The 25,915-nt window shown below is 73.6% G+C and carries 7 protein-coding genes; all 7 read left to right on the forward strand.

Features of this window, described 5'->3' with window-relative positions:
* The 7 genes from BU204_RS17875 to BU204_RS17905 all read left to right on the forward strand — a co-directional run bounded on the left by BU204_RS17875 (position 1) and on the right by BU204_RS17905 (position 25,915).
* Positions 1–19,350 carry a non-ribosomal peptide synthetase gene (locus tag BU204_RS17875; RefSeq protein WP_075126826.1) on the forward strand — a complete coding sequence of 6,450 codons (19,350 nt, stop codon included), beginning with the start codon at positions 1–3 and terminating at the stop codon, positions 19,348–19,350.
* Positions 19,347–20,579: an MFS transporter gene (locus BU204_RS17880; RefSeq protein ID WP_075126827.1), complete on the forward strand. Its 1,233-nt coding sequence runs from the start codon at positions 19,347–19,349 to the stop codon at positions 20,577–20,579. Before BU204_RS17875 ends, BU204_RS17880 begins: the two co-directional genes overlap by 4 nt.
* Complete coding sequence (locus BU204_RS17885; protein WP_075126828.1) at positions 20,576–20,773, forward strand: MbtH family protein; 198 nt, start codon at positions 20,576–20,578, stop codon at positions 20,771–20,773. The genes BU204_RS17880 and BU204_RS17885 overlap by 4 nt, the downstream gene beginning before the upstream one ends.
* 72 nt (positions 20,774–20,845) lie before the next feature.
* Complete coding sequence (locus BU204_RS17890) at positions 20,846–21,391, forward strand: hypothetical protein (RefSeq protein WP_075126829.1); 546 nt, start codon at positions 20,846–20,848, stop codon at positions 21,389–21,391.
* Positions 21,392–21,495: 104 nt separating this feature from the next.
* A complete protein-coding gene (locus tag BU204_RS17895; RefSeq protein ID WP_075126830.1) occupies positions 21,496–21,930 on the forward strand; it encodes a hypothetical protein in 435 nt (144 codons plus the stop codon).
* A gap of 403 nt (positions 21,931–22,333) precedes the next feature.
* Positions 22,334–22,816 (forward strand): M23 family metallopeptidase, encoded by a 483-nt coding sequence (locus tag BU204_RS17900; RefSeq protein ID WP_075126831.1) that lies wholly within the window; start codon positions 22,334–22,336, stop codon positions 22,814–22,816.
* 90 nt (positions 22,817–22,906) lie between these two features.
* Complete coding sequence (locus tag BU204_RS17905) at positions 22,907–25,915, forward strand: NACHT domain-containing protein (protein ID WP_075126832.1); 3,009 nt, start codon at positions 22,907–22,909, stop codon at positions 25,913–25,915.

Here is a 25,915-nt window from a genome sequence, read left to right on the forward strand (position 1 = left end):
ATGACCTCGTCCCGACAGCACCGCATCGACTCGCTGCCCGAGCACCTGCGGGCCAAGCTGGCGGAGCGGCTGGCCGGCCGCTCCGCCCCCGAACCCACCGCAGCCATCACCCCGGCACCGCGCGGCGGGCCGCTGCCGCTGTCCTCGGCCCAGCAGCGGCTGTGGTTCGCCAGCGAGTTCACCCCGGGCGGCACCGACTACAACAGCGGCGTGGCCCTGCGGCTGACCGGTGAGCTGCGGGTGCCGGCGCTCGCGGCGGCGGTGGCGGCGCTGCCGCGCCGGCACGAGTCGCTGCGGACCACGTTCGACGAGGCCGACGGGCGGCCGGTCCAGGTCGTGCACACCGACGCCGACACCGAGCTGCCGGTCCGCGAGTGCGCCGAGCAGGAGCTGGCCGCGCTGCTCGACGCGGAGTTCGCCCGGCCGTTCGACCTGCACCGCGGTCCGCTGTTCCGGGCGCTGCTGGTCCGCCTCGCACCGCGCGACCACGTGCTGCTGCTCACCGCCCACCACATCGTCGTCGACGGATGGTCGCTGCGGGTGCTGCTCGCCGAGCTGGCCGCCGGCTACGCGGGCGCCACCCCCGCGGCCCCGGCACTCCAGTACGCCGACTACGCGGTCTGGCAGCAGGACCGGCTGGCCGGCCCGGCGATGACCGGGCACATGGACTACTGGCGCCGGGTGCTCGACGGCGCCGACCCGCTCGACCTGCCCACCGACCGGCCCCGCCCCGCGATGCGCTCGACGCGGGGTGCGGCCCACGAGTTCACGGTGCCCGGGGTGCTCGCCTCGCGTCTCACGCACGTGGCGAGCACCTGCGACACGACGCTGTTCACCACCCTGACAGCGGCCTGCGCGGTCCTGCTGGCGCGCTACAGCGGCCAGCGGGACGTGTCGCTGGGCACCGTGACCTCGGGGCGGACCCGGCCCGAGCTGGACGGGGTCGTCGGGTTCTTCGTCAACACGGTCGTCCTGCGCCCGGCGGTGGACCAGGAGCTGACGTTCACCGAGTTCCTCCGCGGGGTGGCGAGCGACTCGCTCGAGGCGTTCAGCCACGACGAGGTGCCGTTCGACCGGCTGGTCGAGGCGGTCGGGGCGCCCCGCGACCCCAGCCGCAACCCGCTGTTCGACGTGCTGGTGACCCTGCAGAACGAGCGGCGCGGGCTGCCCGCGTTCCCCGGCCTGCGGGTCGAGGAGGTCACCCTGCGGCGCGACACCGCCAACTTCGACCTCAGCTTCGACTTCACCGAGCACACCGACCGCGTCGACTGCCTGCTGGAGTACAGCACCGACCTGTTCGACGCCGACACCGTCGAGCGGCTGGCTCGCCACCTGGTCGCCCTGCTCGACGCGGTCACCACCGCCCCCGACCGCCCGCTGTCTACTGTGGAGTGGCTGGCCGGGTCGGAGCGGGAGACGGTCCTGGAGACCTGGAACGACACCGCGCACGAGGTCCCGGCCACGACCTACCCGGCCCTGTTCGCCGCCCAGGCCGCCCGGACCCCCGACCGGCTCGCGTTGGTCTGCGGGGACGAGCGGCTGACCTTCGCCGAGCTGGACCGCCGGGCCAACCGGCTGGCCCACCGGCTCCTCGCCGCCGGCGCCGGGCCGGAGCGCGTGGTGGCCGTCGCCCTGCCGCGCCGGGCCGAGGCCGTCGTGGCGCAGCTGGCCGTGCTCAAGGCCGGCGCGGTCTACCTCGCCGTCGATCCGGCCCTGCCCGAGCGCCGCCGCGCCCAGCTCGTCGAGGACTCCGGCGCGGTGCTCGTCGTGGACGGTCCACTCGAGACCGACGGCCTGCCGGACACCCCGCCCGCACACGGTCCCCGGCCGGACAACGCCGCCTACGTCGTCTACACCTCCGGCTCCACCGGCCGCCCCAAGGGTGTGCAGGTCGAGCACCGGCAGCTGGTGAACCTGCTGCACAACCACCGGGCCGACTTCGTCGCCGCGGCCGGCGGCGGCCCGCTGCGGGTCGCGCTCTCGGCGGTGTTCTCGTTCGACACCTCGTGGGAGGGCCCGGTCCTGATGGCCGACGGCCACGAGCTGCACCTGCTCACCGACGAGGTCCGGCTCGACCCCGAGGCGCTCGTCGACTACGTGGTGACCCACCGGATCGACTTCCTCGACCTGACCCCGTCCTACCTGCGCCGGCTGCTGCCGGCCGGGCTGCTCACCGACTCCCGGCACCGGCCGGCCGTGCTGATGCTCGGCGGCGAGGCGCTGGACGTGCCGCTCTGGCGTGAGCTGGCCACGCTGCCGGACACCGCCGTCTACAACTTCTACGGCCCGACCGAGGTCACCGTGGACGCGCTCTCGGCGCGGGTGGCGGGGGAGCGACCGGTCATCGGCCGTCCACTGTGGAACTTGCGGGCGTACGTGCTCGACGAGCGGCTGCGGCCGGTGCCGACCGGCGTGCCGGGCGAGCTGTACCTCGCCGGCGCCCAGGTGGCCCGCGGCTACCTGGACCGGCCCGGGCTGACCGCCAGCAGGTTCGTCGCCGACCCGTTCGGGCCGGCCGGGACCAGGATGTACCGGACCGGCGACGTCGTCCGTTGGCTGCCGGACGGCACCGTGCAGTACCTGGGCCGCGCCGACGACCAGGTGAAGATCCGCGGGTTCCGCATCGAGCCCGGCGAGGTCGAGGCGGCGTTGCTGGGCTGCGCGGGTGTCGGCGAGGCCTGCGTGGTGGCCAGGGGCGGGGACGGTGCCGAGGGCGGGCACCGCAGGCTGGTCGGCTACGTCGTGCCGGCCGCCGGGCAGAGCCCCACCCCGGCCGGGCTGCGGGCCGAGCTGAAGCGGGTGCTGCCCGACTACCTCGTGCCCGCGGCGTTCGTCGTGCTCGAGCGGCTGCCGCTGACCCCGAGCGGGAAGGTCGACCGGCGGGCCCTGCCCGCACCGGAGACCGGCGTGGACGTCGACAGCGCCTACCAGGCGCCGCGGGGAGAGACCGAGGAGCGCCTCGCGGCGCTGTGGGCCGAGGTGCTCGGCGCCGAGCGGGTCGGGGCCAACGACAACTTCTTCGGCCTCGGCGGCGACTCGATCCTCAGCATCCAGCTGGTCTCCCGTGCCCGCCAGGCCGGCCTGCGGTTCACCTCCCGCGACGTGTTCGCCAACCAGACCGTCGCCGAGCTGGCCACGGTCGTCACCACGGCCGAACCCGCCGCTGCCGCCGCGCCGGCACCGGTGGGCCCGGCGCCGCTGACCCCCATCCAGTCCTGGTTCTTCGCCACCCACGGCGACCGCCAACACTTCACGATGTCGCTGCTGGTGGAGCTGACCGACGAGGTGGACCACGCCGCGCTGCGCACCGCGCTCGCGGCCGTCGTCGCCCACCACGACGCCCTGCGCACCCGGTTCCACCGCGACGGTGAGAGCTGGCGGCAGGAACCGGGGGACGCCTCCCTGGACGTCGAGGCAGTCGACCTGGAGACCGTCGACCTCGCCAGCGTCGCCGAGGTCGACGTCGCGGCCCGCGTCGCTTCCGCCGCCCGGGCGGCGCGGGTCGCGCTGGACCTCGCCGCGGGCCGGGTCCTGCGGGCACTCCTGTTCGACCTCGGGCCGGGGCGCCAGGCCCGCCTGCTGCTCGTCGCGCACCACCTGGTGGTGGACGGGGTGTCCTGGCGCGTGCTGACCGAGGACCTGCGCACCGCCTACCGCCAGGCGGCCGCGGGCCGGCCGGTGCGGCTGACCCCGGTCGGCACCGACTACGGCACGTGGGCCCACCGCCTGGCCGAGCACGTCGCGACCGGCGGGTTCGACGACGACCTGCCGTACTGGACGGCCGTGCCCGAGCCCGCACCGCTGCCCGCCGACCACGACGGCGAGGCCACGGCCGGAACCGCCCGGTCGCTGACCGTCCGGCTCGACCGCGACACGACGGCGGCACTGCTGCGGCTGGCCGAGGAGCGCTACCGCGCCCACGCCGACGACGTGCTGCTGACCGCGCTCGGCCGGGTGCTCGGCGACTGGACCGGGCGGGACACCGTCGCGGTCACCCTCGAGGGCCACGGCCGCGAGGACGTCGTCGGGGGAGTGGACCTGTCCCGCACGGTCGGCTGGTTCACCACCCAGTACCCGCTCACGCTCGACCTGCCGGCCGGCGGCTGGGACGCCGCGCTCAAGGCGGTCAAGGAGCAGGTCCGCGCCGTGCCCCGGCGCGGGATGAGCTTCGAGGCGCTGCGGTACCTGCGGCCGGGCAGCGGGCTTTCCGCGCCGCTGCCGCCGGTCTGCGTGAACTACCACGGCCGCTGGGAGGACGACGCGGGCGAGGTGTTCCGCACCCGCCACGAGCCGACCGGAGCCGAGGTGGACCCCGCGGCGCCGCTGGACTTCCCGCTCGAGGTCAACGGCCTCGTCCAGGGCGGTGAGCTGGTCCTGGCCTGGCAGTACTCCACCGCGCGACACGACGAGGCGACCGTGCGGGGCCTGGCCGAGGCGACCACCGCCGCGCTGCGGGAGATCGCCGAGCACTGCGCGGCACCCGGGGCCGGCGGACGCACCCCCTCGGACTTCCCGCTGGCGCGCCTGACCCAGGAGCAGGTGGACGCGATCGCCGGGGACGGCACCGACGTCGTCGACGTCTACCCGCTCACCCCGCTGCAGGCCGGCATGCTCTTCCACAGCCTGGTCGACCCGGACAGCGGCGCCTATGTGGACCAGGTGCGGCTGGTCCTCGACGGCGTTCCCGACCCGGAGGTGCTCGCCGAGGCCTTCCGCCAGACCGTCGAGCGCAACCCCGTGCTGCGCACGAGCCTGGTCTGGGACGGGGTGCCCGGTGACCTCCCCGAGCCGGTGCAGGTCGTACACCGCCGCGTCGACCTGCCGGTCGTCCACCACGACCTGCGGGGCCGCCCGGAGCACGAGCTGGAGGAGCTGGTCGCGCGGGACCGCGCCGAGCGCCTGGACCCCGGGCGGGCGCCGCTGACCAGGCTGGTGATCGTGCGGACCGGCGAGGACCGGGTCGTGTTGCTCTGGTCGACCCACCACGTCCTGCTCGACGGGTGGAGCACCGGACAGGTGTTCGCCGAGGTCTGTGCCCGGCATGCGGCGATCGGCCGCGGCGTCCCCGCCACCGTGCCGGCGCGGCGTCCGTTCCGCGACTACCTGGGCTGGCTCGCGGAGCAGGACACCGAGGCCGCCGACGCCTACTGGCGGTCGGTGCTCGCCGGGTTCGACGCCCCGGTCGCCGTCCCCTACGACCGCCAGCCCACGCAGGCCCACCGCACCGAGTCGAGCGCCTCGGTCCGCGCCGAGCTGGACCCCGCGGCGACCAGCACCCTGCGTGCCGCCGCCCAGCGCGCCGGGCTGACCGTGAACACCGTCGTGCAGGGCGCGTGGGCGCTGCTGCTGTCGCGCTGGGCGGGCACCGACGACGTGGTGTTCGGCAGCACGGTCTCCGGCCGGCCCGCGGAGCTGCCCGGCGTCGAGGCCATGGTCGGCATGTTCATCAACACGGTCCCGACCCGGGTCGCCGTCGACCCCCACCGTGCCGCGGAGCCGTGGCTGCGGGAACTCCAGGCCGCGCAGAGCGAGTCGCGCCGGCACGACTTCCTGGCGCTGACCCGCGTGCAGTCCCACGCCGACCTGGCACCGGGCGCGGCGCTGTTCGACAGCGTCGTGGTGTTCGAGAACTACCCGTTCGAGGACGCGTCCACAGCGGACGGACTGCGGGTGGCCGGGGTGCACACGGTCGACACCACCAACCTGCCGCTCACCCTGTCGGTGAACCTGGACGAGCGGGTGCGGTTCGAGCTGGCCTACGACCCGGCACTGCTCGACCCCGCCACCGCGCGCCGCGCGACGGACTGGCTGCTGGCACTGGTCGCCGGGATCGCGCAGGACCCCGCCCGGCCGCTCGGCGAGCTGCCCTGGCTGTCCACCGCGGACCGGGAGCTGGTCCTGCCGCCGCCCGGGCACGGCGCGTTCACCGCCGGACCGCTGTTCCACCAGGTGGTCCGGCACCGGGCCACGCTCACGCCCGACGCCACCGCGCTCGTCTGCGGCGCCTCCCGGCTGACCTTCGCCGAGCTGGAGGCCACCGCCAGCCGGCTCGCCCACCGGCTGCTCGAGCAGGGCGCCGGCCCCGACCGCGTCGTCGGGCTCCGGCTGCCCCGCTCGGTGGACTTCGTCGTCGCGATGCTGGGCGTGCTGAAGTCGGGTGCGGCCTACCTGCCGATGGACCCGGGGCTGCCTGCCGACCGCGTCGAGTTCATCCTCGCCGACGCCCGGCCGGTGCTCGTGCTCGACGAGCTGGGTGACCTGTCCGGATACCCGGCGCAGGACCCCGGCGTCCCGGTACGGCCCGAGCACGCCGCGTACGTGATCTACACCTCCGGCTCCACCGGCCGGCCCAAGGGCGTCGTCGTCGACCACGCGAACCTGGCCGCGCTGCACCACGACCACCGGCACGACCTCATCGACACCCTGCCCACGCCGCAGCGGTTCGCGCTGACCGCGGCGTTCTCGTTCGACACCTCGCTGGAGGGCCCGCTGTTCCTGGCCGAGGGCCACGAGCTGCACGTGATCGACGAGGAGCTGCGCCTGGACCCGCCCGCGCTGGTGGAGTACTTCCGCCGCAACCGGATCACCGCCGTCGACCTCACGCCGACCTACGCCACCCAGCTCATGGCCGCCGGGCTGGCCGACGCCGGCGTCGGCCTGATCATGATCGGCGGCGAGGCGGCGACCGACACCCTCTGGCGGGCGCTCGCGGAGCGCCCGGACCTGACCGCGATCAACTACTACGGGCCGACCGAGGTCACCGTGGACGCCACGGTCCGGGTGGTCACCCCGGGCAGCCGTCCGCTGATCGGCGCTCCGATGTCGACGGTGCGGGGCTATGTCCTGGACCCGGAGCTGCGGCCGGTGCCGGTGGGCGTGCCGGGCGAGCTGTACCTGGCCGGCCCGCAGGTCGCGCGGGGCTACCTGAACCGGCCGGGGCTGACCGCGAGCAGGTTCGTCGCCGACCCGTTCGGCGCACCCGGCACGCGCATGTACCGGACCGGCGACCGGGTCCGGTGGACCGACGAGGGCGACCTGGACTACCTCGGCCGGGCCGACGACCAGGTCAAGATCCGCGGCCACCGGGTCGAGCCCGGTGAGGTCGCCGCCGTGCTGCGGGACCTGCCCGGTGTGCGCGACGCGGCGGTCGTCGCGCGGGACGACGGCACCGGCGTCCGGCTCGTCGCCTACCTCGTCGGCACGACCGAGGACCCCCGTACGGCGCTCGCCGGGGTCCTGCCGGACTACCTGGTGCCGGCAGCGTTCGTCACGCTCGACGAGCTCCCGCTGACCACCAGCGGCAAGCTGGACCGCCGGGCGCTGCCCGCCCCGGACCTGCGTGCCGAGGCGGACACGTTCGTCGCGCCGCGCAGCGAGGCCGAGCGGGTCGTCGCCGCCACCTGGACCGACGTGCTCGGCGTCGAGCGGGTCGGGGCGCACGACAACTTCTTCGCTCTGGGCGGCGACTCGATCCTCAGCATCCGGGTCGTGTCGCGGCTGCGTGCGGCGTTCGGCACCCAGATCTCCCCGCGGGCGGTGTTCGAGCACCCGACGGTCGCCGCGCTCGCCGCGGCGGTTCCCGGTGGTGACACCGCCCCGATCCCGGCGGCGGCCGGCACCGGCCCGGCGCCGATGTCCTTCGCCCAGCAGCGGCTGTGGTTCCTCGACCAGTTCGAGGAGAACGGCACCGAGTACGTCTCGCCGACCACGCTGCGGCTCACCGGCGACCTGGACGTCGAGGCGCTGACCGCCGCGCTCACCGGGCTGGTCGCCCGGCACGAGTCGCTGCGCACCACGTTCGACGAGGTCGACGGCCGAGGCGTGCAGGTCGTCCACGACCCGACCCCGGCGAACCTGGTGCTGGTCGACCTCGCCGGCGACCCGGCGCGGCTGGACGAGATGCTGGCCGCCGAGTGCGCCCGCCCGTTCGACCTGCGCACCGGACCGCTGCTGCGCACGACGCTGGTCCGGCTCGCTCCGCGCGAGCACGTGCTCGTCCTGGCGCTGCACCACATCGTCACCGACGGCTGGTCCACCTCCGTGCTGACCGAGGACCTCGCCGCCCTGTACCGCGGCGCGGAGCCGGCGCCGGTCCCGTTGCGCTACCGGGACTTCGCCGCCTGGCAGCGGGAGTGGGCGGCGGGACAGGACGCGGCCAGGAGCCTGGACCACTGGCGCGACGCCCTGGCCGGTGTCGAGCCGCTCGACCTGCCCACCGACCGGCCCCGCCCGGCCGTGCGCACGAGCGCGGGAGCCGTGCACCGGTTCACCCTGCCGGCGGCCGAGACCGCGGCGCTGGTGGAGCTCGGCCGGCGCCGGGACAGCACGCTGTTCATGACGCTGCTCGCCGCCTGCCAGGTCCTGCTCGCCCGCTACAGCGGCCAGCAGGACATCGCGGTGGGCACCGTCACCGCCGGCCGCGACCGGGCCGAGCTGGACCGGCTGGTCGGGTTCTTCGTCAACACGGTCGTGGTCCGCGAGACCGTCGAGGAGGCCGAGTCCTTCGCCGAGCTGCTGGCGCGGGTACGGGCCACCGTGCTGGCCGCGTTCGCCCACCAGGACGTGCCGTTCGAGCGGGTCGTCGACGCGCTGGCGCCCGAGCGCGACCCCAGCCGCAACCCGCTGTTCGACGTGATGGTCCTGCTGCAGAACACACCCGAGGAGCTGCCCGACCTGCCAGGGCTCGAGGTCACCGAGGTCACCGCGCCCGTGGTGACCTCCACCCACGACCTCACCTTCGAGTTCCAGCAGTCCGGGGACGAGCTGCTCGCCGGGATCGAGTACAACCCCGACCTGTTCGACGCGGACACCGTCGACCGCCTCGGCCACCACCTGCGAGTGCTGCTGGCCGCGGTCGCCACGGCGCCGGACCGGCCGCTCTCGGCCGTCGACCTCACCGACGCCGCCGAGCGGGACCTGGTGCTCCAGACCTGGCAGGGCGGCGACCTGACCCGGCAGTTGCCGGCGCTGCCGCGGGTGTTCGCCGCCCAGGCCGCCAGCACCCCGCACGCGGTGGCCGTGGTGTGCGGCTCGGACTCGCGCACGTTCGCCCAGGTGGACGCGGAGGCCAACCGACTCGCCCGCTGGCTGCTCGCGCGGGGCGCCGGGCCGGAGCGGCTCGTCGCGCTGCGCCTGCCGCGCTCGGTCGACTTCGTCGTCGCGATGCTCGGCGTGCTCAGGTCGGGCGCCGGGTACGTGCCGATCGACCCCGGGCTCCCGGCCGACCGGGTGGCCTTCCTGCTGGCCGACACCGACCCCGTGGTGGTGCTCGACGAGATCCCCGACACCGGCGACCTGCCGGCTACCGACCCCGGGGTGGTCCCGCACCCGGCGCACCGCGCCTACGTCATCCACACCTCCGGGTCCACCGGCGTGCCCAAGGGCGTCGAGGTCGACCACGCCAACCTGGCCGCGCTCTATCACGACCACCTGGTCGACCTGATCGCCCCGCTGCGGGGGCGGCAGCGGTTCGCGGTGACCGCCTCGTTCTCCTTCGACACCTCGCTGGAGGGGCTGCTGTTCCTGGCCGCCGGCCACGAGCTGCACGTGATCGACGAGGACCTGCGCCTGGACCCGCCCGCGCTCGTGGACTACCTCCGCGAGGCCGGGATCACCGCCGTCGACCTGACCCCCAGCTACGCCACCCAGCTCATGGCCGCGGGCCTCGCGGACTCCGGCGTCGAGCTGGTCACCTTCGGCGGCGAGGCGGCGGGCGAGGCGCTCTGGCGGGAGCTCGCCGAGCGGCCGGACCTGACCGCGATCAACTACTACGGGCCGACCGAGGTCACCGTGGACGCCACGGTGCGCAGGGTGACGCCGGGCAGCCGTCCGCTGATCGGCCGTCCACTGAGGACGGTTCGGGCCTACGTACTGGACGGGGAGCTGCGGCCGGTGCCGGTGGGCGTGCCGGGTGAGCTGTACCTGGCCGGCCCGCAGGTGGCCCGCGGCTACCTCGGTCGCCCGGGGCTGACCGCACGGCGGTTCCTGGCCGACCCGTTCGGCGCGCCCGGCACTCGAATGTACCGGACCGGGGACCGGGTCCGGTGGACGGTGGACGGCGACCTGGACTACCTCGGCCGGGCCGACGACCAGGTCAAGATCCGCGGCCACCGGGTGGAGCCCGGCGAGGTCGCGGCGGCCCTGCTCGCCCACCCGGACGTGCGGGAGGCCGTCGTCGTGCCCCGCGCGGCCGGCGACCACCTGCGGCTGGTCGGCTACGTCGTCGGCGGCGACCCCGCCGAGCTGACCGAGCACCTGCGCGCCACGCTGCCCGACTACCTGGTGCCGGCCGCGCTCGTGCCGCTGGCGGCCCTGCCCACCACCCCCAACGGCAAGGTCGACCACCGGGCGCTGCCCGAGCCGCCGGCCCCGGCGGAGGCCGGCTTCGTCGAGCCGACACCGGGGACCGCCGGCGAGTTGGCCGCGATCTGGGCGAGCGCGCTGGGTGTGGCGCGGGTCGGCGCGCACGACAACTTCTTCGCCCTCGGCGGCGACTCGATCCTGAGCATGCAGGTCGTGTCCGCCGCCCGCGAGGCCGGGATCCGGTTCACCGCCAAGGACATCTTCCTGCGGCAGACCGTCGCCGACCTCGCGCTGGTCGCCACCCGGGAGACGACCCGGGCACAGCCCACCGACCAGGCCGGCCCGGCGCCGCTCACCCCGATCCAGCGCTGGTTCCTCGACACCCACCCGCCCGAGCACCGCGACCACTACGCGATGTCGATGACCGTGGGGCTCTCCCCGGACGTCGACGTCGAACGGCTGCGCCGGGCGCTGGCCGCCCTGGTCGACCAGCACCCGGCGCTGCGGACCCGGTTCACCGACAGCACCCAGGAGCCCGGCGCCGGCGGCGACGTCCTGACCGTCGAGGAGGCGGCGGAGGAGGAGCGCGACCGGATCGCCCGCGCCGCCCAGGCGTCGCTTCGCCCCGCGCGGGGCGAGGTGCTGCGCGCGGTCCTGTTCGCCGGCGCCGACCCCGTGCTGTTCCTGACCGCACACCACCTCGTCGTCGACGCGGTGTCCTGGCGGGTGCTGCTGGCCGACCTGGAACGCGCCTACGCCGACCCGTCGGCACTCGGTCCCCGAACCGTCTCTTTCGGACAGTGGGCCCGGCTGCTGGGCGAGCACGTGCGCTCCGGCGGGTTCGACGCCGACCTGCCGCACTGGCGTGCCGTGCCCGCCGCGCCGCCGCTCCCGCTGGACCGGCCCGACGGGGACAACACCATCGCCACCGCCCGCACGGTCAGCACCGTGCTGAGCGCCGAGGAGACCGACGCGCTGCTGCGCCGGGTGCCCGAGGCCTACCGCACCCAGGTCAACGACGTGCTGCTGGCCGCGATCGGCCGGGCGCTTGCCGAGTGGACCGGAGGGCCGCGCGTCCTGCTCACCCTGGAGGGGCACGGCCGCGAGGACGTGCTCGACGGCCTGGACACCAGCCGCACGGTGGGCTGGTTCACCAGCCAGTTCCCGGTCGCCCTGGAGGTGCCCGAGGCCGACTGGGGCACGACGCTGAAGTCGGTCAAGGAGGCGCTGCGCGCGGTGCCGCACCGCGGCATGAGCTTCGAGGCGTTGCGCTACCTGCGCCCCGACGCCGGGCTCGAGGACGTGCCGGAGCCGCAGGTCTGTGTGAACTACCTCGGCCGCTTCGACGCCGGCGACGCCGAGGACGGCCTGCTGCGCGGTACCGCCGAGCCGCTCGGGCAGGACATCGGCTCGGACACCCGGCGCGGCCACCTGCTCGACATCACCGCCGCGGTCGAGGACGGCCGCCTGCGGGTGGAGTGGGAGTACTCGGGCGAGCTGCACGACGAGCCGACCGTGCTGGCGCTGGCCGAGCGGGCCCGCGGCGCCCTGCTGGAGATCACCGCCCACTGCGCCGAGCACGGCGGCCGGACGCCGTCGGACTTCCCGCTCGCCCGGCTCACCCAGTCCGAAGTGGACCGTCTGGTCGGGGACGGCCGGGACGTCGAGGACGTCTACCCGCTCACCCCGATGCAGGCGGGCATGCTGTTCCACAGCCTGGCCAACGACACCGGCGAGGCCGGCGCGTACGTGACCCAGACCCGCGTCCGGCTCGACGGCGTGGACGACCCGCGCCTGCTCGGTACGGCCTGGCAGCGGGTGGTGGACCGGACCCCGATCCTGCGCACCGAGTTCGTCTGGCGCGGCGTCGGCACGCCGGTGCAGGTCGTGCGCCGGGACGTGGCAGTGCCCGTGGAGTACCGGGCCATCTCGGCGCAGGACCTGACCGCCGACCTCGACCCCGCGAGCGCGCCGCTCATGCGCCTGGTGGTCGAGCCGGCCGGGCCTGGCGCCGTCGACCTCCTGTGGACCTGCCACCACCTGCTGCTCGACGGCTGGAGCACCTCCCAGGTCTTCGCCGACGTGCTCGCCGAGTACGCCGCGCTGGCCACCGGCCGCCCGGCCGCGGGACCGGCCCGGCGGCCCTTCCGCGACTACCTCGCCTGGCTCGCCGAGCAGGACGTGGCGGCCGCCGAGCGGCACTGGCGCGAGGTCCTCGCCGGGATCACCGAGCGGACCCCGCTGCCGTTCGACCGGGCGCCGGTCGCCGCGCACCGCACCGAGACCTCCGCCGCCGTGGCGCTCTCGCTGCCCGCCCGCGACCTCGAGCGGACCGCACGCGAGCACGGGCTGACGGTCAACACCCTGGTGCAGGGCGCCTGGGCGCTGCTGCTCGCCCGGCACAGCGGGGAACGCGACGTCGTGTTCGGCACGACCGTGTCCGGCCGCCCCGGTGACCTGCCGGGTGTCGAGTCGATCGTCGGCATGTTCATCAACACCGTGCCCACCCGCGTCCGCGTCGAGCCGGGCGCGGCGCTGCCGGAGTGGCTGCGTGCGCTGCAGGAGGCGCAGGCCGAGTCCCGCCGGTACGACTTCCTGTCGCTCTCGCAGGTCCGGGCGTGCGGCGAGGTGCCGGCCGGGGAACCGCTGTTCGACAGCCTGGTCGCCTTCGAGAACTACCCGATCGACGGCGAGCACGCCGACGGGCCGCGGGTGAGCGCCGTCGAGAGCGCCGAGACCACCAACCTGGCGATCAGCGTCGCCGCCCACGTCGACGACGCGGTGCTGCACCTCGAGCTCGGCTACGACCCCCGCCTGTTCGACCAGGCCGGCGCCGAGGCCCTCGCGGGGCGGTTCCGGCGGGTGGTCGCCGCGATGGCGACCGACCTCGACCGGACGGTGGACGAGCTGCCGGTGCTCTCGGCCGCCGAGCGCGAGCGGGTGCTGGTGGAGTGGAACGGCTCGGCCACCCCGGGGACGCCGGTCACGATCACCGAGCTGTTCGCCCGGCAGGCCGCACGCACCCCGCACGCGGTCGCCGTGACCGACGGGGACCGGGCGCTCACCTACGCCGAGCTGGACGTGCTGTCCAACCGGCTGGCGCACGCCCTCCTCGAGCGGGGCGCCGGGCCGGAGCGCCTGGTGGGGCTCTCCCTGCCGCGTTGTGCCGACCTGGTCGTCGCCGTGCTGGGCGTGCTCAAGTCCGGTGCCGGCTACCTCCCGCTGGACCCGGACTACCCGGCCGAGCGGATCGCGCGGACCGTCGCCGACGCCCGCCCGGTCACCGTGGTCGAGGGCGCGCTGCCCGACCTGGGCGGCTACCCGGCCGACCCGGTCGCGGTGGAGGTGCGTCCCGAGCACCCCGCCTACGTGATCTACACCTCCGGCTCGACCGGGGTGCCCAAGGGCGTGGTGATCCCGCACGCCAACGTCACCCGGCTGTTCACCGCGACCGACCACTGGTTCGGCTTCGACTCCTCGGCCGTGTGGGCGCTGTTCCACTCCTACGCCTTCGACTTCTCGGTCTGGGAGCTGTGGGGGCCGCTGCTGCACGGCGGGCGGCTGGTCGTCGTCCCGCACGAGGTCACCCGCGACCCGCGCGCGCTGCTGGCGCTGCTGGCCGCCGAGCGGGTGACCGTGCTGAACCAGACGCCGTCGGCCTTCTACCAGCTGGTCGCCGCCGACGAGGCCGAGCCGGGAACCGACCTGGCGCTGCGGCACGTCGTGTTCGGCGGCGAGGCGCTGGACCTGTCCCGCCTTGCCTCCTGGTACCGGCACCACGCCGACGACGCGCCGGTGCTGGTGAACATGTACGGCATCACCGAGACCACCGTGCACGTCACCCACGTCGCGCTGGACGCGGAGACGGCGGCGTCGGCCAGGGGCAGCCTGGTCGGCGAACCGATCCCGGACCTGCGGACCTACGTCCTGGACGCCGACCTCGACCCGGTGCCGCCCGGGGCACCCGGTGAGCTGTACGTGGCCGGCGCCGGCCTGGCCCGGGGCTACCTGAACCGGCCGGGGCTCACCGCGAGCAGGTTCGTCGCCGACCCGTTCGGGCCGCCCGGAACTCGCATGTACCGCTCGGGCGACATCGTCCGCTGGACCTCCGGCGGCGGCCTGGAGTACCTGGGCCGCGGCGACCAGCAGGTCAAGATCCGCGGGTTCCGGATCGAGCTGGGCGAGGTGGAGGCGGTCCTGGCCGCCGACCCCGAGGTCACCCAGGTCGCGGTCGTCGACCGCGAGGACGAGCCCGGCCACCGCCGGCTGGTCGCCTACGTGGTGGGAACCGTCGACACCGCCGCGGTCCGCGACCGCGCCGCCCGCGTGCTGCCGGCGCACATGGTGCCCGCAGCGTTCGTCACCCTCGACCGGATCCCGCTCACCACCAACGGCAAGCTGGACCGGCGTGCCCTGCCCGCGCCCAGCGCGACCGGCACCGACGACCACCTCGAGCCGCGCACCGACGCCGAACGCGCCGTCGCGGCGGTGTTCGCCGAGGTGCTCGGCGTCGAACGGGTCGGTGCCGAGGACAACTTCTTCCTGCTCGGCGGGGACTCGATCATCGCCATCAGGGTCGTCTCCCGGCTGCGGGACCGGCTCGGCGTCGAGCTGTCGCCGCTGACGCTGTTCACCCACAGCACGGTCGCCGACCTCGCCGCGGCACTCGGCGACCGGCTCGCCGAGCCCATTCCGGCGGTGCCCGACGACGGTGACCACGGCGGGGACACCCCGCTCTCCTTCGCCCAGCAGCGGCTCTGGTTCCTGCACCAGTTGGACCCGACCAGCACCGAGTACACGGTTCCGCTCGCCGTGCGCCTGCGCGGACCGCTCGACCTCACCGCGCTCGGCGGTGCCCTCACCGCGCTGGTCGCGCGGCACGAGTCCCTGCGCACCACCTGCCACGAGGTCGACGGGCGCGGCATGCAGCGGGTCCACCCGCCGGGCGAGGTCGCGCTGCCGGTGGTCGACGTCGCCGAGGCCGACCTGGCCGCCACGCTCACCGCCGTCGCGGCCGAGCCGTTCGACCTGGTGGCCGGGCCGCTGCTGCGGGCGAGGGTGTTCCGCCTCGGGCCAGGGGACCACGTGCTGGCGCTGACCGCGCACCACGTGGTCACCGACGGCTGGTCGGCCGGCATCGTCGCCGGCGACCTCGCCGAGCTGTACCGCGCCCAGGTCGACGGCGTCCCGGCCGACCTGCCGGAGCTGCCGGTGCGCTACCGCGACTTCGCGGCCTGGCAGCGCGGGCGCACCGAGGTGCTGGAGTCCCAGCTGCGGCACTGGCAGCAGGTGCTGGCCGGCGTCCCCGCGCTCGACCTGCCCACCGACCGGCCGCGCCCGCCCGTGCACACCACGCCCGGCGCCCAGGTCGGGTTCACCGTGCCGGCCGCGGTCGCCGACGCGCTGCGGGCGGTGGCCCGAGCGCAGGACGGCACGCTGTTCATGGCGCTGGTCGCCGCGTGCACCGCGCTGCTGCACCGGTTCAGCGGCCAGGACGACGTCGCCGTCGGCACGGTCGCCTCCGGACGCGAGCACCCGGACCTGCGGCGCGTCGTCGGGTTCTTCGTGAACACGCTCGTGCTGCGGACGCCGGTCGACGCCCGGCGGTCGTTGCGCGAGCACCTGGGCCGGGTGCGGGAGACCGCGCTCGCGGCGTTCGCCAACCAGGACGTGCCGTTCGAGCGGGTCGTCGACGCGGTCGACCCCGACCGCGACGCCAGCCGGACCCCGCTGTTCCAGGCCATGGTCGTGTTGCAGAACGCCGCCGAGCGGACCGAGGACTTCGCGGGCCTGCACGCCCGGGACGTGGACCTCCCGGTCGTGACCGCGAGCTACGACCTGACCTTCGAGTTCCACGAGGGCGACGACGGCTCGCTCGCGGCCGTGCTCACCTACAACACCGACCTGTTCGACGCCGCCACCGCGGAGCGCTTCGCCACCGGGCTGGACCGCGTCCTCGGCGCCGCCGCGGCCGACCCGGACCAGCCGGTGGGCGCGATCGACGTCGTCACCGACGAGGAACGGCGCCTGGTCGACTCCTGGCACGACGCCGGACCGGACGTCGAGCCGGCCACGCTGATCGAGCTGTTCCGCGCCCAGGTGGCCCGCACCCCGGACGCGCCGGCGCTGGTCGCCGGGGACCTGGTGCTCGGCTACGCCGACCTCGCCGGGTGGGTGGACCGGTTCGCCCGCGTGCTCGCCGCCCGCGGCGCCCGGCCGGAGACCGTCGTGGCGCTGGTGCTGCCCCGCTCGGTCGAGCTGATCGTCGCCCAGCTCGCGGTCGCCGCCGCCGGCGCGGCCTACCTGCCGGTGGACCCGGACTACCCCGCGGACCGCAAGGAGCTGATGCTCGCCGACGCCCGGCCGGTGCTGGTGGTCGACGACCCGGCGCAGGTGCACCCGACCGACGCCCCGGACGTCGAGCTGGCGGCCGCGGAGCTGGCCAACCCGGCCTACGTCATCTACACCTCCGGGTCCACCGGCACGCCCAAGGGCGTGGTCGTCACCCACCGCGGGCTGGCCAACTTCGCCTTCGCCGAGGCGGACCGGTTCGCCGTCCGGCCCGGTGACCGGGTGCTCGCGTTCTCCTCGCCGAGCTTCGACGCCTCGGTGCTGGAGCTGTGCCTGGCGCTGCCGCACGGCGCGGCGATCGTCGTGCCGCCGCCCGGGCCGCTGCTCGGCGAGCACCTCGCCGAGGTCCTGGCGAGCTGCCGGGTCACCCACACGCTGATCCCGCCGGTCGCGCTGGCGACGGTCCCGGAGACCGACCTGCCCGACCTGGCCACCCTGGTGGTCGGCGGCGACGCCTGCTCGGCCGCGCTGGTCCGCCAGTGGGCGCCGGGACGGCGGCTGGTCAACGCCTACGGCCCGACCGAGGCGACGGTCGTCGCGACCTGGTCGCAGCCGCTCGCCCCGGACCAGGGCGCTCCGCCGATCGGCCGCCCGATCTGGCACACCAGGGCGCTGGTGCTCGACGCCGACCTGCGCCCGGTGCCGGTCGGGGTCGCCGGCGAGCTGTACGTGGCCGGCGTCGGCCTGGCCCGCGGGTACCTCGGCCGGTCGGGGCTGACCGCCTCGCGGTTCCTGGCGAACCCCCACGGGGAGCCGGGGGAGCGGATGTACCGCACCGGCGACCTGGTGCGCTGGAACCGGACCGGGGAGCTGGAGTTCCTCGGCCGGGCCGACGACCAGGTCAAGGTGCGGGGTTTCCGGATCGAGCTGGGCGAGGTCGAGGCGGCACTGCGCGAGCACCCCGACGTCGCCGACTCGGTCGCGTCCGTCCGGCCGGACGCCGCCGGGCACAAGCGCCTGGTCGGCTATGTCGTGCCGGCCGGGGACCGGGTGCCGAGCGGCGGGGAGCTGCGGGAGTTCCTCGGCGAGCGGCTGCCCGAGTACCTGGTGCCGACCGGCTTCGCCGCGCTCGACCGGCTGCCGATGTCCCCCAACGGCAAGGTCGACCGGCGGGCGCTGCCCGAACCCGACCTCACCCCGGCCGAGACCGAGTTCGTCGCACCGCGCACGCCGGTGGAGACCACGCTCGCCCGGGTGTGGTCGGACGTGCTCGGCGTCGACCGAGTGGGCATCACCGACAACTTCTTCGCCCTGGGCGGCGACTCGATCCTCAGCGTCCAGGTCGTGGCGCGGGCCCGGCGCCACGGGCTCTACCTGTCCACCAAGGACCTGTTCAACGCGAGGACGATCGCCGAGCTGGCCGAGGTCGTCGCCGTCGAGTCCGGTGTGGAGGACCGCGCCGAGGTCACCGGAGCCGTGCCGCTCACCCCGATCCAGCACTGGTTCTTCTCCTCGGGGCGGACGAACCCGCACCACTTCAACCAGGCGCACCACGTGGAGCTGCCCGGCGAGCCCGACCCCGCCGCGCTGCGGGCGGCACTCGACGCGCTGCTGGCCCACCACGACGCCCTGCGGCTGCGGTTCCACCGCGACGGCGACGGCTGGCACCAGCACAACGCCGGCCACCGACCGGCCGACGTCCTCGAGATGCACGAGCTCCCCGGCCCCGAGGACCCCGCGGTGACCGAGCTGGCCGACGCCCTGCACGCCGGCTTCGACCTCGGCGCCGGCCCACTGCTGCGGGCCGCGTTGTTCCGGTTCGCCGACGGCAGCCCCGCTCGGCTGCTGCTCGTCGCCCACCACCTCGTGGTCGACGGCGTGTCCTGGCGGCTGCTCGTCGACGACCTCGACACCGCCTACCACCAGGTCCTGCGGGGCGAGCCGGTCGACCTGGGAGCCAAGACCACCTCCTGGCAGCGCTGGTCGACCGCGCTCACCGAGCTGGTGGCCGATGGGGGTCTCGACGCCGAGCTGGACTTCTGGTCCGCCGCCCGCGACGCCGGGGACCTGCCGACCACCGACCCGGCCGGCGGCTGCGGCACCGACGCGGTGGAGGTCGTGCTGGACGCCGCGGACACCGAGGCCCTGCTGCGCGCCGCCCCGACCGCCTACCGCACCCGGGTCAACGACGTGCTGCTCGCCGCGCTCGCCTGGGCGCTGTCCCGGTGGACCGGCCGCGACCGTGTCGCGGTGACGTTGGAGGGACACGGCCGGGAGGACGTGCTGGACCTCGACGTGTCACGCACCGTCGGCTGGTTCACCACGATGTTCCCGGTCGCGCTGACCGTGCCCGAGCAGGGCCGGCCGGGCGACTGGCGGACGCTGGTCCGGGCGGTCCGCAAGCAGCTGCGTTCCCTGCCGCGCAACGGCTTCGGCTACGGCGCGCTGCGCTACCTCGGGTCGCTGGCGGACCCGGGTCCGTTGCCGGGGCTGTCGTTCAACTACCTCGGCCAGTTCGACTCCCGTGCCGAGGACGAGGAGCAGAGCCTGTTCGGCGCGACGCTGCCGGCGATCGGCGCCGACCAGGACCCCGCCGACCGCGGCGAGCACCTCGTGGACGTGGTCGGCGAGGCCTCCGACGGCCGGCTCTCGTTCGCCTGGTACTTCCGCGCCGACCGGTTCGACCGCGCCGCGGTCGAGGCCGTCGCCGCCGACTTCGCCGAGGCGCTGCGCGGCATGGCGGAGGACGTCCGATGAGCAGGTCCACTGTGGAGGAGGTGCCGCTCCGGCGGAACCGGGACTTCACGCTGCTCTGGGTCGGCCAGGGGTGCGCGGAGATCGGGTTCAGCGCGTCGATGCTCGCGTTCCCGCTCGTGGTGCTGGCCATCACCGGGTCGGCGACCGCCTCGGGGCTGGTGCTGGCCGCCGACGCCGTCGCCCAGGCCGTGCTGGCACTGCCCGCCGGCGCGCTGGTCGACCGGTGGGACCGCCGGCGGGTCATGCTGGCCTGCGAGCTGGCCCAGGTCGTGGCGCTGGCGAGCCTGGTCGCAGCGCTGCTGCTGGACGGGGCGAGCGTGGCGCACCTGGTCGCGGTGGCGGCGGTGCTCGGCGCGTGCCGGGCGCTGTTCGAACCGGCCGAGGACGCCATGCTGCCCTCGCTCGTGCCGGAGCGGCAGCTGGCGACGGCCGTCGCGACCAACAGCGCACGTTCGTCGATCGGGCAGATGTCGGGTACGGCGCTGGGCGGGCTGCTGTTCGGCGTCGCGCGCTGGGCGCCGTTCCTGCTCGACCTGCTGACCCACGCCGTCGCGTTCGTCACGCTGCTGTTCCTCCGAGCGCCGGCCCGCCGCGCCGAGCCCGCGCCGCACGGCCGGATCGGGCAGGAGATCCGCGAGGGCCTGCGCTTCCTGTGGCAGCGCAGGGAGATCCGGGTGACGACCGCGTGCGCGGTGGCGCTGAACCTGTTCTTCGCCGCCTACTACCTCGTCGTCGTCGTGCTCGCCGCGCGCCGCGGCACCCCGGCCGGCGAGATCGGCGTGATGGCCGCGATGCTGGGCGTCGGCGGGGTGCTGGGCGCGGTGCTGGCGCCGTCGCTGCACCGCCGGCTCTCCCCGCACGTGGCCATCGCTGGCGTGTTCTGGGCGCTGGCCGCGCTGTCCCCGCTGGCGGTGCTGGTGCACAACGGCTACCTGCTCGGCGTCCTGTTCGCGGCGATGGCCCTGCTCGCGCCGACCGCGAACACCACGATCGTCACCCACCAGCTGCTGCTGACCCCCGACGAGCTGCGCGGCCGGTTGAGCGGCTCGCTCAACCTCGCCGTGGGCGGCGCGGCGGCCGCGGGCCCCGCCCTGGGCGGCCTGCTGGCCGAGTCCACCACCCCGACGACCGCCGTGCTGGTCAGCGCGGCGGGCATGACGGTCGCCGCGCTCGCGGTGACCGTGAACCCGACCCTGCGTCACTACCCGAGAGAGGAACAGAACCGATGAGGGACGACATCACCTACCGCGTACTGGTCAACGACGAGGAGCAGTACTCCCTGTGGCCCGCCCACCTGGAGGTTCCGGCCGGCTGGCGCACGGAGGGTCCCACCGGAACGCAGGAGGAGTGCACTGCCTACGTGGACGAGGTCTGGACCGACATGCGCCCGCGCACCCTGCGCGAGCACATGGACGCCGGCTGAGCCCGCGACCCCGAAAACTCGTTGCGGCGCCGGATAGGTTGGGTGCCAGTCGAGTGGACATTGGGGGTCGCGATGACGTGGGTTCGACGTGGAAGCGTACTGGCGGCGGCGACGGCGGTCGCCCTGTTCGGCCTGGCGGCACCGGCCGGCGCGGCACCGCCGCCGCCGACGATGACCGAGACCGATCTGCAGACCGTGCACAGCGACCCGACGGCGTGCGGTGACTACGGCGTCGAGTGGAACATCGATCTGCACGCGGACATCTGGACGTTCTTCGACGAGGCCGGCCGCCGGGTGAAGGTGGTCCAGCACATCACCGAGGACAACACCGTCCGCAACACGGTCACCGGCCTGACGCTGCCCGACAGCCCGGTGGACTTCGTGCAGACGCACGTGTTCGACCCGGAGACGGGGCTGCGTAAGCACACCTTCATCGTCGGCACCTCGGTGACCGTGCGCCGGGGCGAGGAGCACCTGGTGGACCGCGGGCCGATCCTCATCGACGGCCAGACCGGGAAGATCCTCTTCTCCGCCGGGCCGCACCCGGTGCGTGAGGCGATGGACGGCAGCTTCGACATTCGCAAGGCGCTGCCCGCGTTCTGCCACATCCTGCGCTGACCTCGGCTCCGCCGGGGAGGTACCCGTTGCGCCGAACGCTGTCTTGTCGCGGCGCCCCGCCCGCGAGACGGTGAGAACCCCGGTCACGGCGGAAGGCGGCGGCGATGAGGCGTGGACTGGTCCGGTTCGGTGTGGTGCTGGCGGCCGTGGTGGCCGCCGTGGTCGGCAGCGGCGGCGCGGCGGCCGCCGACCCGGTCCTGCAGGTGTCGGCGACCGCGGCCCGGCTGGCCTCCGGCGGTGCGCAGCTCGTGCTGACCGGCCAGTACGTCTGCGGCCCGTTCTCGCCGGACTCCGACGGCGTGGTCGACCTGACCGTCACGCAGGAGGCGGGGTCGACCGACATCACTGGCTACGGCTACATCTACCTGACCGTGTGCGACGGTGCCGCCCACGCTTACTCGGCCACGGTCGACAGCGTCGCCGGGCAGTTCGCCCGCGGCCGGGTACAGGTGCTCGGCGGCGGCTACGCCTGCGACCGAGGCCCGGGCGGCGCGTGCGCGTTCGGCGAGTTCGGACCGGTCACGCTGCGGGCCCGGTAGTTCCGGACGACACCTGCGGCATTTCGGCGGCGTAGCCAAGAACGCATACGGCACCGCAACCGTGGTGGTTGTGGGTACCGGGCATGGTCGTCGTGTCCTGCCCCACCGGGGAAGAATCATGATCCGCCGCCGGTGACTGGGTGTTCGGCGGCACCGTCTTCCCGGTCCCCGACGGCGTGGTGGCCACCCCGGTGACATCGCTGTTCTTCGCCGAACGCGCGGCCGACGGTTCCTGGCACGTCGCGCTCGAGGGCGGCGATGAGTTCACGCGCCTCGCCCGTGCGGCGCCGGACGCGTTGTTCGTCGACGACGGTGAGCGCGCCACCCTCGCCGCGACGACGCGGCCGGCCGGGTCCGGTCGGCCCACCGGGCTGGCCCTGCCCTGGCGGAAGGGCGAAGGTGGGTGGCTGCACCAGGGGGTGCACGGTATCCGCAGCCGAACCCGAGCGACATCGTCCAGAACGCCGTCGACTTCTACGACAGGAACGACGACGGCGTGGTCCGCGCGTCCGCCGGCGGCTACCTGTACCGCTTCTGCTCCACGGTGAACCCCTACATTCAGGTGCGCCATCCCCACGGCCTGACGACCGGCTACATCCACCAGGTCGAGCTCACCGATGTCCCCGACGGCTCCTGGGTCGTCGCCTACGAGGTCCTCGGGGTCATCGGCGCGGAGCTGCCCTGCGGCGGCTTCGCCAACCGCCCGCACGCTCACTGGGCGCTGTTCGACCACACCGGCGAGCCGGTCCCGGTCGACGGCAGGACCGTCGGCGGCTGGACCTGGCACGAGGAGCCCGGCGTGAACCACTCGGGCTACGGCGAACGCCGCGGTCGCGAGCGGCACAGGGACGAGTGCTGCCTGACCAACTATGGAGTCCGGGGCTGACCTTGGTCAGCCATCCCGAGTCGGCGTCAGCGGGGACACGGCGCTGTCGAACCGGTGGATGAGAACTACCGGACCCTGTTGAATGGGCGAATGACAGTCGAGGCCGCCCTGATCATGCTGGGAACGTCTGCTGTCCGCACCGCGACCAAGTTGTGGTTGGGGAACCACCAGGTAGCCGCAGAAGCCGGTTCGAGCGCGGTGGACTACCTCTCGCAGCAGCTGTCATCTCACCGCGACAAACGCAAGCTCAACCGGTTGCTGGAAAACTTCGCCGATTCGGTCGTCGACCGACTCGAGCCGATCCTGGAGCGGGAATTCCGAGGGCTTGCGGAGAACGAGCGGCTGGCCGCCGTTGACGCGGTGCAGAGCACACTGGACAACGCGGTCTTCCTCGAGGCCGAGCTGTTCGCCGCCGACCTGGACGCCGGCCACCTCGACAAGTCGGTCCGAGGGCGTTCTTCCGATCCCACCGCGCTGCTCTCGGCGGACGGCAGGTCGTTGTATGACCTGCTCCTCCGCGAGTGCTGCGGATACGTCATCGAGATATCACGTGGGTTGCCGGAATTCTCGAACGCGGTCCTGGTCGAACTGTTGCGTCGGGACACCCAGATCCTGGAAGAGATCCGTGAGGTCCTGTCTCGGCTTCCGCAACGCGACCGCGGCGACGGGTTCGAGTACGACTATCGACAGCTCGTCGCTCGGAAGCTCGATCAGGTCGAAATCTTCGGCATCACCCTGGCCAACGACACGCGACGGTACCCCCTTTCGGTCTCCTATATCAGCCTGACGGCCTCCACGGGCAACGGATCCTCCAGAGCCACCTTTCGGATCGAGGACCTCCTCGCCGGCAGACGGCGACTGTTCATCCGCGGTGAGGCGGGTTTGGGTAAGACCACGCTCCTCCAGTGGATAGCGGTGCGGAGCGCTCGGGGAGACTTTACCCATCAGTTGCGGGACTGGAACAGGACCGTCCCCTTCTTCCTGCCGCTTCGCCGCTACAGCGACGGCCCGCTTCCGACGCCCGAGCGCTTCATGGACGAGGTCGGCCGCCACATCGTCGAACAGATGCCGAAGGTATGGATCCACGAGCAACTCCGGTCCGGCCGGGCCATCGTTCTGGTCGACGGCGTGGACGAGTTCCCGATCGGCCGCCGCGAGGAGGCCAGGGCATGGCTGAACGACCTGGTGACGACCTTCTCACGGGCGCGGTTCGTGGTGACGTCGAGACCAGGCGCGCCGAGCGACAACTGGCTCCGCGAGATCGACTTCCCGGTGGTGGACCTGGAGCAGATGAACCAGACCGACGTCCGAACCTTCGTCGGCCGATGGCACGACGCGATCCGCTCCCTCTGCGTCGACGACGTGTCCCGTGCCGAGATCGACAGTTATGAGAAAGGCCTGGTGCAACAGCTCGGTTCGAGCGGGTACCTCCGCAAACTGGCCGGATATCCGCTGCTGTGCGCGTTACTGTGCGCGTTGTACAAGGACCGTCGAGCGGCACTGCCGACCAACCGCCTTGAGTTGTACGACGTCGCCCTTCAGATGTTGTTGGAGCGCCGCGACGCGGAGCGGAAGATTCCGCCACCGAAAGGGCTCGATCGGATCGAGAAGATCCTCCTCCTAGGCGATCTGGCCTACTGGTTGATTCGGAACGCCCGCACCGATATCGAGACCGACAGGGCGATCGCGCAGCTGGGTAGACGCCTCGCGTTGATGCCACAGATCCAGGCCGAACCGATCGCCGTTTACCGGCATCTCCTCGAGCGTTCCGGGCTTCTTCGCGAGTCTGTCACGGGGAGAACGGATTTCATTCATCGGACCTTCCAGGAGTATCTGGCGGCCCGGACGGCGATCATGAACGCCGACGATGTGGGTCAGCTCATCGCCCACGCTCATTTCGATCAGTGGCACGAGGTGGTCATCATGGCCGCCGGACATGCCTCGTTCAACCAGCGGGAGGAGCTGTTGAACGGCCTCTTGTCCAGAGCCGGCGAGAACGAAGGCGATGCGCTCGCCCTGCTCGCGGTGGCGTGTCTGGAGACCACTCCCGAGCTCGGCACCGACCTGCGTCAGAGAATCGAACGGCGGGTGGAGGCGTTGCTGCCGCCGAAGTCGTTGTCCGCCGCCAGGGTCTTCGGGTCTGCAGGGGAGTTCGTTCTCGACCTGCTGGCGAAAGCCCAGCCGCGCACAACACGGGAAACGGTCGCCACCATTCGCGCGCTCGCCGAGACAGGGCTCGCGGCGGCGATACCCATCATCGCCCGATACTGTTCCGACGACCGCGTGGACGTGCGGGAGGAGGTGATTCGAAGCTCCGCCCGGTTTGATGACGAGGCCTATGCGACATCGGTACTCGCCCGCCTGCCGGTCATGGAGCGCGTCGATGTCGACAGCGAGGTGAAGATGTCCGCGCTGAAGCACCTTCCCCTTGCCGAGTACGTCACCATCAGACCAAGCCCGCACCTTCCCTTCGGCATCGACCTTCTTCCACCCCACGTCGAGTCGGTTCGGGTGGAGGCGGTGGAGGCGAACGACGAGTACACCATCGCCATCGGTGACGAACCGCCGCTGTCCAAGGTGCGGCGGGTCGAGATCGAGGGTGCGAACGCGCGTGGGTTGGAGCACGTGCGGCGGCTGACCTCCGTACAGGAGCTTGACCTTTCCGGGATCTCGGTCACCCAGTTGGAGCCGGTCGCCCCAGGCTGGCAACTCACGGGGCTCTCGCTGACCTATGTTCGGGACCTCGTCGATCTGGCCCCGCTCGCGTTCGTCGACCGGCTCGAGTCCCTGACGCTCGAGGAATGTCCCCGCCTTCGAAGCCTCGACGGTATCGAACGCTGGTCCGGTCACCTCGTCGAACTGGCCCTTCGCAGCAGTAGGGGGATCGACTTCGACGCGATCGGCAGCGCGACGCGCCTGCGGCACCTGGATCTCACGGACACCCGCGTCCCTGACGTGACCGTTCTGTTCGGTCTGAAGAATCTGAGGAAACTCGAACTGACCACCGACGACCCGCGCGACGTGACCGTCCTGCGGCACGAGCTACCCACCCTGTCGGTGACCCTGCTGCCTCCCTCGCGATCACACTGGTCTGGCTAG

The organism is Actinophytocola xanthii (genome assembly GCF_001921205.1).
Lineage (GTDB): Bacteria > Actinomycetota > Actinomycetes > Mycobacteriales > Pseudonocardiaceae > Actinophytocola > Actinophytocola xanthii.

What these genes read in the sequence shown, in the direction of transcription:
- BU204_RS17875 (WP_075126826.1), top strand. Translation starts at nt 1, where the DNA reads ATGACCTCGTCCCGACAGCACCGCATCGACTCGCTGCCCGAGCACCTG.
- BU204_RS17880 (WP_075126827.1), top strand. Translation starts at nt 19,347, where the DNA reads ATGAGCAGGTCCACTGTGGAGGAGGTGCCGCTCCGGCGGAACCGGGAC.
- BU204_RS17885 (WP_075126828.1), top strand. Translation starts at nt 20,576, where the DNA reads ATGAGGGACGACATCACCTACCGCGTACTGGTCAACGACGAGGAGCAG.
- BU204_RS17890 (WP_075126829.1), top strand. Translation starts at nt 20,846, where the DNA reads ATGACGTGGGTTCGACGTGGAAGCGTACTGGCGGCGGCGACGGCGGTC.
- BU204_RS17895 (WP_075126830.1), top strand. Translation starts at nt 21,496, where the DNA reads ATGAGGCGTGGACTGGTCCGGTTCGGTGTGGTGCTGGCGGCCGTGGTG.
- BU204_RS17905 (WP_075126832.1), top strand. Translation starts at nt 22,907, where the DNA reads ATGACAGTCGAGGCCGCCCTGATCATGCTGGGAACGTCTGCTGTCCGC.